At 43.5% G+C, this 10,671-nt stretch carries 9 protein-coding genes and 1 pseudogene; 2 read left to right on the forward strand and 8 right to left on the reverse strand.

Going from position 1 to position 10,671, the window contains the following annotated elements; translation table 11 throughout:
• Positions 1–42: 42 nt before the first annotated feature.
• Positions 43–1,527, reverse strand: a complete 1,485-nt coding sequence (gene thrC / locus BMW61_RS10085) for a threonine synthase (protein ID WP_091821499.1) — start codon at positions 1,525–1,527, stop codon at positions 43–45.
• 185 nt (positions 1,528–1,712) lie between these two features.
• On the opposite strand from thrC, the gene BMW61_RS10090 reads away from it, so the two are divergent.
• Together BMW61_RS10090 and BMW61_RS10095 are read left to right on the forward strand one after the other, a co-directional pair.
• Complete coding sequence (locus BMW61_RS10090; RefSeq protein ID WP_091821502.1) at positions 1,713–2,543, forward strand: hypothetical protein; 831 nt, start codon at positions 1,713–1,715, stop codon at positions 2,541–2,543.
• Positions 2,544–2,641: 98 nt separating this feature from the next.
• Positions 2,642–3,688, forward strand: a complete 1,047-nt coding sequence (locus BMW61_RS10095; RefSeq protein ID WP_242876690.1) for an FAD:protein FMN transferase — start codon at positions 2,642–2,644, stop codon at positions 3,686–3,688.
• Here the strand turns inward: BMW61_RS10095 and BMW61_RS10100 are convergent.
• From BMW61_RS10100 to BMW61_RS10125, 7 genes and pseudogenes are all read right to left on the reverse strand, one after another.
• Positions 3,685–4,350 (reverse strand): flagellin, encoded by a 666-nt coding sequence (locus BMW61_RS10100; RefSeq protein ID WP_022760535.1) that lies wholly within the window; start codon positions 4,348–4,350, stop codon positions 3,685–3,687. The two genes, BMW61_RS10095 and BMW61_RS10100, sit on opposite strands and share 4 nt — an antisense overlap.
• A 288-nt stretch (positions 4,351–4,638) precedes the next feature.
• On the reverse strand, positions 4,639–6,918 hold the full coding sequence (locus BMW61_RS10105; RefSeq protein WP_091821508.1) for a DUF6449 domain-containing protein: 2,280 nt from the start codon (positions 6,916–6,918) through the stop codon (positions 4,639–4,641).
• Positions 6,893–7,795: an ABC transporter ATP-binding protein gene (locus BMW61_RS10110; protein WP_022760533.1), complete on the reverse strand. Its 903-nt coding sequence runs from the start codon at positions 7,793–7,795 to the stop codon at positions 6,893–6,895. Before BMW61_RS10110 ends, BMW61_RS10105 begins: the two co-directional genes overlap by 26 nt.
• Positions 7,796–7,866: 71 nt before the next feature.
• Positions 7,867–8,232 carry a GntR family transcriptional regulator gene (locus BMW61_RS10115; protein ID WP_022760532.1) on the reverse strand — a complete coding sequence of 122 codons (366 nt, stop codon included), beginning with the start codon at positions 8,230–8,232 and terminating at the stop codon, positions 7,867–7,869.
• Between the two features lie 280 nt (positions 8,233–8,512).
• Positions 8,513–9,163: an NADAR family protein gene (locus BMW61_RS22920; RefSeq protein ID WP_242876696.1), complete on the reverse strand. Its 651-nt coding sequence runs from the start codon at positions 9,161–9,163 to the stop codon at positions 8,513–8,515.
• Between the two features lie 186 nt (positions 9,164–9,349).
• Positions 9,350–9,835: pseudogene (locus tag BMW61_RS22925) on the reverse strand (macro domain-containing protein); the annotation flags it as partial.
• 39 nt (positions 9,836–9,874) lie between these two features.
• A complete protein-coding gene (locus BMW61_RS10125) occupies positions 9,875–10,474 on the reverse strand; it encodes a DUF4234 domain-containing protein (RefSeq protein WP_022760530.1) in 600 nt (199 codons plus the stop codon).
• Positions 10,475–10,671: the final 197 nt, after the last annotated feature.

The raw sequence follows: 10,671 nt of genomic DNA on the forward strand, positions 1-10,671 counted from the left end.
TCCCCTCATCCGGCAGCAAAGCTGCCGGATGAGGGGTTACATTCAACGCAAGAACGCTCTCACTGCATCAGCCAATGCATCCTTCGCCACAACCTTATCGTGTCTAACCTTAGCGTCGCGAATGCTGGTAACTGCTTCAGGAATCTCTACCCCTGAAACCTCTGAGAGCTTGTCTGCAAGCTGGAAATCGTCAAGACTTGCATCGTCTTTTCCGAGAGCCTGCATAACGCTTCTGGTGAACTTGTAAGGACTTGCGGTAGATGCGATAACCGTAACAGTCTTATCGCCCGTATCCTTTACATATCTGTCGTAGACGCTTGAAGCAACTGCTGTATGTGTATCGATAAGATATCCTGTGTTGTCAAAAAGATTCTTTATTGCGGAAGCTGTCTCCTCCTCTGTGGCAAATCCGCCGTAGAAGCAGTCAAGCTCCTTTCTCATAGAATCTGTAATCTCATATTTTCCGTTCTCAGAGAGCTCCTTCATATAGGAAGCATCTGCATTTGCATCATCACCTGCGATGTGATAAATAAGTCTCTCAAGGTTAGATGAGATGAGAATATCCATTGAAGGTGAGCTTGTGAGCACGAACTCACGGTTTCTGTCATACTCTCCGGTCTTAAAGAAATCATATAAAACCTTGTTGGAGTTTGATGCGCAGATAAAGGTCTTGATCGGAAGTCCCATCTTACTTGCATAATATGCAGCGAGGATGTTACCGAAGTTACCTGTGGGAACCACAACATTTATCGGGTCTCCCTCTGCAATTCTGCCCTCCTTAAGGAGTCTTGTGTATGCATAAACATAATATACAATCTGAGGAACAAGTCGTCCTATATTAATGGAGTTAGCTGATGAAAACTGGAAGCCCTTCTCATCAAGTTCCTTTGCAAAATCAGGATCTGTGAATATCTTCTTAACTCCGGTCTGAGCATCGTCAAAGTTACCCTCAATTCCGATAACGCAGGTGTTGTCTCCCTCCTGAGTTACCATCTGCTTTTCCTGGATAGGTGATACTCCATTCTTGGGATAGAATACGCAGATTCTTGTTCCGGGCACATTAGCAAAGCCTGCAAGTGCAGCCTTACCTGTATCTCCGCTGGTAGCGGTAAGAATAACGATCTCATTCTTGATCTGATTCTTCTTGGCAGCTGTGGTCATAAGATAAGGCAGAATTGAAAGTGCCATATCCTTAAATGCGATGGTTTTTCCATGATAGAGCTCCAGATAAAATGCTCCGTCAGCCTCGGTCATGGGTGCCATCTCAGGTGTATCGAATTTGGAGTCATAGGCATGTTCAATACAGTAGCGAAGCTCTTCCTCAGTAAAATCGGACAGTAAAAGCTTCATAACCTGATAAGCTATCTCGCGGTAATCCATCTCCTTAAGCTCTGAGAGACTCTTATCAAGCTTCGGAATGCTGTCGGGAACAAAAAGTCCTCCATCCGAAGCAAGCCCCTGCAGAATAGCCTGTGAAGCTGTTACCTTCTTCTTATCACCTCTGGTACTTGAATACATAACGTTCATGTTGCCACGCTCCTTTGTTTTTCTTATTTTCTAAGTGCTGTCTAATATGATAGAATAATGAAAAGACGACTCTACACTGATGAGTGTTTGAACGATTTTCTTATGACATTACTTTGAGTACAAAGTATACCACAAAACTGCATATAAATACACAACTGAATTTAAGCTTATGGGGGTAAACTTAAATGACTGGTAAGGTTACGGGGGTGTATGAAACAAGTTTGAAGGACGGGACAAAATCCTACAGAGCGTCCATCACCTTCAGGGGGAAGCACATAGCATTGGGGTCCTTTGCCGATAAGAAGACCGCGGGGAAGGTCTACGATCAGGCTGCAGCCGTACTTTCTGACAGCAGCTGCACAATCGACTCCTATAAAAAGGGGCAGCCTCTGCCCTTTGAAAAGTTTGTGGTTCTTATCAACTTCAGAGACAAAGGGCTTTATATTCCTACGCCCATCTATCTTGAGAAAAAGTACTTTTTCTACTATCTCTCACCGAGCCACACACTTATTTTTGATATTGACGATCTCTTCTATTATTCATCGCATAAGATAATGAAGAGAGGTTCACATCTTTTCGTGGCTGACTATGGCTCCCAGATCAGCATCCTAAGCCGCTACGGAATCAGAAGTTATGCGGTTGAGGGGCGTGACTACCGCTTTGCCAACGGCAACTCCAATGACCTTCGATATGAAAATATCCAGATCCTTAATCGCTACCACGGCGTAAGACAGTACGCTGAGCGCGGATTTCTGAAGTATAAGGTTGTGATTCATGTAAACGGGAATTTTGTGGTAGGAAAATACAATACTGAAAATGAAGCTGCCATCGCCTATAATAAGGCAGCCGATATTTTGAAGAAAAACGGTTACGATAAAAATTATATGCTTAATTATATAGAGGATCTGTCTGCTTCCGAATATGCGACCCTCTATACCAGCATCCGCATTTCACCCAAGATCATGAAGCTCTCCTCTCCTTCCGGTAAATCAGAGCGCATGGCCATGGATGCATAAATAATCTTCGAAGGATCATATATTTTATGCAATCACATACATTAAAAATACAAAACAAAATGTCAGTAAATGCCCGCAATTACCTGCGGGTATTGTTTATGTTCATATGCTTTTTTACCGGCTCTATGCTCTCAGGCTGCAACAAGGTCCCGAATGATGAGGCAAGTCAGAAAGTCGGTTTCTTCTTTGATACCGTGATAACTCTTACCGCCTACAACAAGGACTTTGTATCAGAGGATTCCTCGTTTTTCACAAGAAACTCTGATGCCGAAAAAAGCTGCGACGAATTTCTATCTGAATGTCTTACCGAGTGCTCCAGATATGAGAATCTGTTTTCGAACAAAAAGGAAGGAAGCGATGTCTGGAATATCAATCATGCCGGCGGCAGCGCCGTAGTTGTTGGCAAAGATACCTATGAGCTCATAGAAAAAGCGCTTGAATATGCCGAGCTCTCCGAGGGAGCTTTTGATCCTACGATCGGAACCGTTACTGATCTTTGGAATTTTCATGCAGATTCCGACAAGGCAGTTCCGGAATCTTCTATCATGTCGGATGCTCTTTTACATGTAGATTATAAAAATGTCGAATTAAATGAAGACGATGGGGAGTATACTGTCCGCCTCCTTGATAAAGGAGCCGAGCTTGATCTTGGCGGAATAGCCAAGGGCTATATCGCTGATAAATTAAAGCAGTTTTATTTGAAAAGAGGTATAAACAGCGGAATCATAAATCTTGGCGGAAATGTGCTTCTAATAGGAGAAAAGCCGACTAAATCAGGTGGTTTTACAGACTTTACCACAGGTGTTCAGAGGCCCTTTGGCGATGAAAATGATCCCATAACAACTCTTTCTCTTTCAGACAAATCCGTTGTAACCTCCGGAATTTACGACCGCTATTTTGAAAAAGACGGCGAACTCTATCATCATATTCTGGATTCCAAAACCGGTTTTCCGATAAAAAATAATCTGTACAGTGTTACTATAATATCTGACTCTTCAGCTGACGGTGATGCTCTCTCAACTATTTGCTATATTTACGGCATAGAAAAGGGGATGAAGCTCATTGAGTCCATCCCCGATACCTACGTAATGTTTATTACGGATAATTATGAAGTTGTAACCTCAGAAGGTTTTCCCACTGATTAAAGCATAAGATTCATCATGTTGCTCTTTTGCTGCTCATCATCCTGCTGCTTCTTCTGCATCTGCAGACGATATGCATCCAGTGTCTGGTTCTTCTTAAGCTCTGTAACCTCCTGGGCAATGTCGGTATCAGCTATTGAGCTCTGAGCACTTAAGAGGTTCTCTCTTGCAATGTTGCTGTAGCTTACATTGTGCTCAAATCCGTTTGTTACTGCACCAACCTCGCCTCTTGCATTGCTTACATTCGCAATTGCTGCATCAATGGAATCGAGATTGTTAACATCAAGCTTATCAAGTCCCAGTGATTTCATCTGGGATGAGTCAAGCTGCTGGCCGATTCCCTGCATCAGCTGTGAATTTGCATTTGCAATATCGCTCCTGTCGCTTGCTGAAAGTGTTCCGTTCTGAGCATAAACTGCGTTCTCACGAATGCTCTGAAGATAATCGGTAACACCATCAAGTACGCCGTCCTTAATGTTCAGCTGGCCAATGTTCTCCAATCCGTTCCTGGCCTGAACCTTCATGGTTCTCTGCTCTTTTTCCATCTTCTCATTGATAGCGAGTCCGGCAGCATCGTCAGCAGCACTCTGTAACTTCTTACCGCTAGCTATCTTGCCGTATTGAGAGTAGTTGGAATAACTATTATTGCTTATGCCTCCTATCATATGTGCGCTCCTTTCTTTCCTCCGTGAAAAAGGATAAATCCATTTTTGCGCCGCAGCCTCATCTCCGGTCCCCACCATTAACTGACTGCTCGTCACACCATCTGCAGAGTGATAATGTGATTAGGATCCTTCCCAATACTCCGCCACTCAGGGTAGAGTAACCTATAGTTATATAATAGAATAACATTTTGCTGTGAATTTGTAAATAGCATTTATTATGTGATTATTTATAAAAATATATAGCCATTTTAGGTGATATTCCCCTCATCCGTCTGCGAAGCAATACATTTACCTTAATGATACGCAGTCTGTCCAGCCCACGTTTCCGTTATCAGCCTGTCCTACTTCATCCTCAGCCGCATCCGGGAAGCAGAGATCTACCACAGCCTGGGGAAGTCCCTTTTCATTGAAGAGGAGTGTAGATAATGACCTTGTTTCATTGCTGCCCTCAATATCTGTGCTGAAGCTAATATTCGCAAACTTCTCACGGTCATAGGTGAAGCCTCTCCACTTTTCATTTACATCGCCTGTAGCTCCATAAAGTGATTCCGGTACGGTGTATTTGAGAACATCATTTATCTCATTTGTATTCTCACTGGTCCAATACTCATCATGACCGTATTCACCGTCTTCTGTATAAGTTGTCACACCCACTGTGGCCTTAACAATCTTATCCTGTCCATCCTTCCAATCGGTGGGAATTCCGTTCTTTTTGAGGAACTCTCCTGTCTTTGTAAAGGACGGGAATATGAAGAAATTATATAAATAATTACTGTCATACGGATTATCGGTATTCTTTAAACCTGAAATTTCTATGCTTGCAAGCTCCTTTGTCAAATCGTCAAAGGTCTGATTCATCACATCTTCTCTGTAAGCCTCAAGGAATTCTTTCATTTTTGCAGAGCCTATATTCTCTTCAAAATAACCTGAAAGTGTTTCATAGCCAATCTTATCGATCTCGTTTGGCTCCATAGTCAAAGCAGGGAATTTCCCGTATTTATACTCATCACTATTGTAGATAGCTTTGTAAGCATTCACCAGTTCATCGGTATCAAGATCAACATAGTATGTTCTTCTGATCTTTTTACCGTTTTTCATGTTCCACTGAACATTTATTATTGTGTTATAGGCTATTTTCCCGTCCTCTCGAATCACAGCAAGTTCACTCTGGCCATACCGGTCACCACGATAAGCTACTCTGTGGTTATTCTTGGCATTTATGGCTCCCTGTTTTGTCAGCTTTTCAACATTTTCCATGTCCTTAAGCTTCATGTTTCGGAAAATGAACTCGGAATCACTTGTCCCCCAGTCGTAATATAAATTATCTTCGGGATTATCCATTGTTCTGTACAGAGGACAGTGAAGATTTGCAAATACCAGGTAATCATCGATTGCAACACTCTCAACTTTGTCAGGCATAGGCTGCCAGCTCTCATAGCCAAAGATATCAAACACAAGCGCAAGCAGTAAAACCGCAGCAATTCCCGTGCCAACAAAGAATGAACCAAAGTGCTTAAAGCTTGCCTTAAAATCAAATTCATATATTGTCTCAATTACAAAGTGCACCACAATAAGGCCACATACCATTCCGAAGATAAAGCTTCCGAGACTTCTGGTATCACCGATGTAAAACATTGTTATTCCGCCGCCAAGAGAAGCTATCACAAGCATAGCAACCTTAATAACAGGCTTTGTAATATCAAAGGCCATCGCTTTTCCTGCAGCCTCAGCATGTCTCTTTGTGATCAGAAACCTAGAAAGGCCGTACCCTGCCACTGCAATAAGAATTGTTAATATAAATGGTACTATTGCACGGCCAAAGCGGAATGCTATCTCATACTGTCCGTCCCCGCGAAGTGCATTCACAAGATCAGTCGACAGTGTTATGGGTGAGCCCTTAAATAAGCCTGATCTGGGTACGTCAGATGCATAACTTCCGAAAAATGTTCCCATCAGTACTTCTTTCAAAGTGGCCACAACAGGACCAAGGAAGAAGAATACTCCGCAGCCAAGAGCCGCAATCACAACATGTCCTGTAAGAACTGCGGCGAGCACGCAAACCTCGTAAAACATAATATAAACAAGTATTACTATCAGAGCAGATGCTGCATAAAGGGGAAGCGTTTTTGCCTCAACATAGCCTCTTGAAAGCCCCATAAATACTGTTATTATGTGGCAGATAATATAAGGCACCGCAAACACTATAATTCCCATGAGATTGGCAACATCAAAGAGCTTAGTCCTTTTGACCGGAAGCGAATAATAAAGATCCGTCTGCCTGGAGTCAAAGAGGTAACTGTAGCCCTGGAGCGCAATTAGCAGAGAAAGCCCAAGAAGAATTAAGAAAATCGCAACATTCTGCATTCCACCGACTTCGTAATAGAATGCTCCTCTCACATCATAAATTGTTGTTCGCCCATCGATAATTCTTTCTTTGTAGCGTCCTATCATCAGAACCGCCAGAACTATCTGTGCAAAAAAGTTTGCGGAAATTGAAAGTGCGATGGGCCAGAGCCTCCTTTTGGAATTTTCCTTAAGCAGATCAGCAAATAATCTTTTTGATGTCATATCCCTCTACCCCCGTTTCGCTTATAAATATCTCCTCAAGAGACAGCGGAAGAATTTCCATGAAAACAGGACTCTCCGCTCTTAAAGCGTCGTTTATTTCATCCTCCTGACCTCTGATGGTCATTGTAACGAGTTTTCCCCGTTCCTCTGTGGTGAGAATACACAACCTCTCTTCTATCCTCTTTCTGCTGACATCATCCCTGAATACGCACTGCAGCTTATGTACATCCGCCTTAGCATCATCAAGGTTTTTGGATAAAAGTATTCCTCCCTTGTGAAGAAGTCCTACTGTATCGCAGATATCCTCCAATTCTCTGAGGTTGTGGGATGCGATAATAGGTGTGAATTTTCTCGAAGCCATGTCTCCCATGAAAAGACTCTTAACCGCCTGTCTCATCACAGGGTCAAGACCATCGAAGGTCTCATCGCAGTACAAATATCTGGTATTTGCTGCGATACCAAGTATAATTGAAAGCTGCTTTTTCATTCCCTTTGAAAAAGTCTTTATTTTTCTGTTTTTATCAAGTCCAAAGTTTCCCATGAGAGTATCAAATCTCTTCATATCATATTCGGGATAGATGCAACCGTAGAAAAAGGCCATCTCCTTCGGTGTTGTATTCGGAAAGAAAGCGGTGTCATCCGAAATATAGAAAAGATCCTTTTTTACCTCCGGATTCTCATAAACAGGTCTTCCGTCAATTATTACGGAACCTGTATCCGGCCTGAGAATCCCTGCCGCCAATCTTAAAAATGTACTCTTACCTGCGCCGTTTGTCCCCACAAGTCCGAAGACCTGACCGTCGTCTATGGTAAGGTCAATACCGGCAATCGCCTGTATATCATCAAAGCTTTTGGATAAATTACTTACCTGAATCATACATTTCCTCCTGTTTTTTTCATTTCTTTGTCCTCACATTCCTGTGAGGTTCCCCTCCGAAAAAAGTGGTGCTAAGTGGTCATTTTCTTACTGACTCTGTCGATTAGTTCTGCAGAAGTCATACCGATCTTTGCGGCCTTATCAACAACTGCGTCAAGCTCATCCAGTATCTCCCGCTTCTTCGCAGGAAGTACTTCGTCTGCCGATGCTGCGAATCTCCCCCTTCCCGTGACAGAGTAGCATAGCCCTCTCTGTTCAAGAGCATCGTATGCCTTCTGAATCGTGTTGGGATTGATGGAAAGATCCATGGCTAGCGACCGAACAGACGGAAGCGCTTCATCAGCACTTATCACGCCGCAAAGGATCAGCTCTTCAATTTTCCCTGAAATCTGCTCGTACAGAGGTCTTTTGTCTCTGTAATCAATCTCTATTAGCATGTCATCCTCCTGTTTGGTGCGTACTATTGTAACTAGTACACTTAGGATAATAGTTTATTTAGTAGAGTTTGTCAAGCGCTCCCCTCATCCGGCGCTGCGCGCCACCTTCCCCCTGGGGGGAAGGCGATGTTCAACGCAATAAAAAAGCCTTCCCCCTTTGGGGGAAGGTGGTGCGCAGCGCAATAAAAAAGCCTTCCCCCTTTGGGGGAAGGTGGTGCGCAGCGCAATAAAAAAACCTTCCCCCTTTGGGGGAAGGTGGTGCGCAGCGCCGGATGAGGGGCTACCTGTCCTTAAACCAATCTCTCACAGCCATGAGCACGAAGCCCAATTCATTCTTGGCCTGAAAATCGGATTCTTCTTTATGCCAGTTCTGCGGCGGGATAAGAAGTTCTCCGTTTTCGGATAACAGCTCTTCTTTAGATAAACCCGCTCCGTAAATATCATCCGTGGGACTTGCCTCTATAAGCACAGCATCATCTGTAGCCAGCAGTGCATCGGCAAAGTCCTTATCGGAAAGGAACTTCCCGATATTACCGTTAAAGATAATTTCGCGGTTGCAGCTTCTCCATACAGCTTCATCAAAATTCGAGATTTCTCTGCCAAGCTTTTTACAGATAGCAGGATCCTCTTCATTCATAATCTTACTGTAGGTATCGAAATCATTAAAAAGCAGGGCCTTTTCGGACATCATATACTGCTCCGCAGTGTTGTATTTTCTTCCATTTATGAAAATCGGTTTTCCCTTGTACCACTGAGAAAGCTGGCAGTATTCACTGGTTTTTTCAGCAAGAAAGAAGCATACATAAGTATGTTCATTGCCGTTTGCAACCTCATCAATCAGCCAGTCGATATGATATTTATTGTAAGGAGCACCGGGCAAAGAAGGAGAAACCGTTGGGACGGGCAATTCTATACCCGGCACTTCGCTCATCGAAGTAGTTTCTACAGCTTCATTTTCTGCAGCTTCATCTGTATTCCCCGTTTCATTAGCGCCATCTTCACTCCCGGGCTCGATGTCTGCGACTTTTTCTTTAGCCTTTTTTGCGCTCTTTTTCTTTGGCTCCGCCTTTTTCTTAGGCTCTGTTTTCTTCGGTGCAGCTTCCTTTGCAGCCTCAGAATATGTATTAAAGCTCAGATCATCCGGAACAACAAAGCTGATATCATCAAAGGCGTCCGGATTTTCGGCAACAAAATCAGAGACTGTAGCTATAGCAAGCTTTGCAGCCTTATCAACGGGATAGCCATATTCACCTGTAGAAATGGAAGGAAATGCGATTTTGCGAATGCCATTTTCGAGGGCGATTTTCAAAGCGCTGACATAGCAGGAGGAAAGAAGCTCCTCCTCGCCTGCCGTACCGCCCATCCATACAGGACCTACGGAGTGAATTATGAAATCACATGGAAGGTTATAACCAAGCGTAAGTTTGGAATCACCGGTTTCACAGCCGTTTAACCTGCGGCATTCCGTTTTCAGCTGAGGTCCGGCAGCTCTGTGAATAATTCCGTCGAGACCGCCTCCACCCAGAAGAGAGTTATTAGCCGGATTAACGATTGCTCCAAAACCTGTAACTTTTGTGATATCACCTTGCAAAACGTGAATCATGATGTCCCCCTTTAGGTCTTGTATGTATAGAATTAGGGATTAACCCTGGAATCCAACTGCTTTGTTGATTGCATCCTGTGCAAGTGCATAGTTTACGATGCCGAGACCAACAATCTGAAGAATGATAAACAGAACAGCAGAGCTTCCGTTCGGAGTATTCTTGATCTGATCAGTCTTCTCACCCATCTTGTAAGCCCAGTACCATCCGTAAATACCACAGGTAACAAAAGTAAGCAGGAATGCAATTACACCTGATGTCTCATGGCTGCGTCCGCTGAGCTGATTGGACTCATCTGTAAGAACAATAAACCAGTAAATACTGTAAATACCACAGGTTACGATTGAAAGAACGATTGCAAGCGCAATGCTTCTTCCGCTAATTCCGCCTCCGTAGTAGGGCGCGGGCTGATTAGGCTGAAAGCTGTTGTAACCGCCTGAATTCTGGGGATCAAAGCCAACAGGCTGATCATTCTGAGGTATAAAACCGCTATTCTGATCATTCATTGAACCCATGCCCGCATTCTGATTAACCTCGGGGCCTGCACCCTGACCCGGATTCGGAACTCCGAGAGGCGCGCCGCAATTAGTACAGAATTTGGAGCTATCGGGATTTTCTGCTCCACAATTAGTACAAAACATATCTGACTCCTCCTAAATATAGTTGTTTGAATTACCTGCTTATTATATCACAATATAGTGTATAATTATGCTAAAAGGGGGAAAAAATTATGCCGATTTTAGGAGCTTTCATGGTACCTCATCCGCCTATTATCCTACCCGAAGTAGGTGACGGCGAAGAGAAAAAGATTTCCGAAGTAACAGCAGCTTATGAGAAG

The sequence above is a fragment of the Butyrivibrio sp. ob235 genome (genome assembly GCF_900109475.1).
Classification (GTDB): Bacteria; Bacillota; Clostridia; order Lachnospirales; family Lachnospiraceae; genus Butyrivibrio.

Excerpts from the sequence above, each read along its gene's own strand:
- BMW61_RS22920 (WP_242876696.1), bottom strand. The coding sequence starts at position 9,163 with ATGAGCGAAGTGCCGGGTATAGAATTGCCCGTCCCAACGGTTTCTCCT.
- BMW61_RS10110 (WP_022760533.1), bottom strand. The coding sequence starts at position 7,795 with ATGATTCAGGTAAGTAATTTATCCAAAAGCTTTGATGATATACAGGCG.
- BMW61_RS10100 (WP_022760535.1), bottom strand. The coding sequence starts at position 4,350 with ATGATAGGAGGCATAAGCAATAATAGTTATTCCAACTACTCTCAATAC.
- BMW61_RS10115 (WP_022760532.1), bottom strand. The coding sequence starts at position 8,232 with ATGCTAATAGAGATTGATTACAGAGACAAAAGACCTCTGTACGAGCAG.
- BMW61_RS10090 (WP_091821502.1), top strand. The coding sequence starts at position 1,713 with ATGACTGGTAAGGTTACGGGGGTGTATGAAACAAGTTTGAAGGACGGG.
- thrC (WP_091821499.1), bottom strand. The coding sequence starts at position 1,527 with ATGAACGTTATGTATTCAAGTACCAGAGGTGATAAGAAGAAGGTAACA.
- BMW61_RS10125 (WP_022760530.1), bottom strand. The coding sequence starts at position 10,474 with ATGTTTTGTACTAATTGTGGAGCAGAAAATCCCGATAGCTCCAAATTC.
- BMW61_RS10105 (WP_091821508.1), bottom strand. The coding sequence starts at position 6,918 with ATGACATCAAAAAGATTATTTGCTGATCTGCTTAAGGAAAATTCCAAA.
- BMW61_RS10095 (WP_242876690.1), top strand. The coding sequence starts at position 2,642 with ATGTTCATATGCTTTTTTACCGGCTCTATGCTCTCAGGCTGCAACAAG.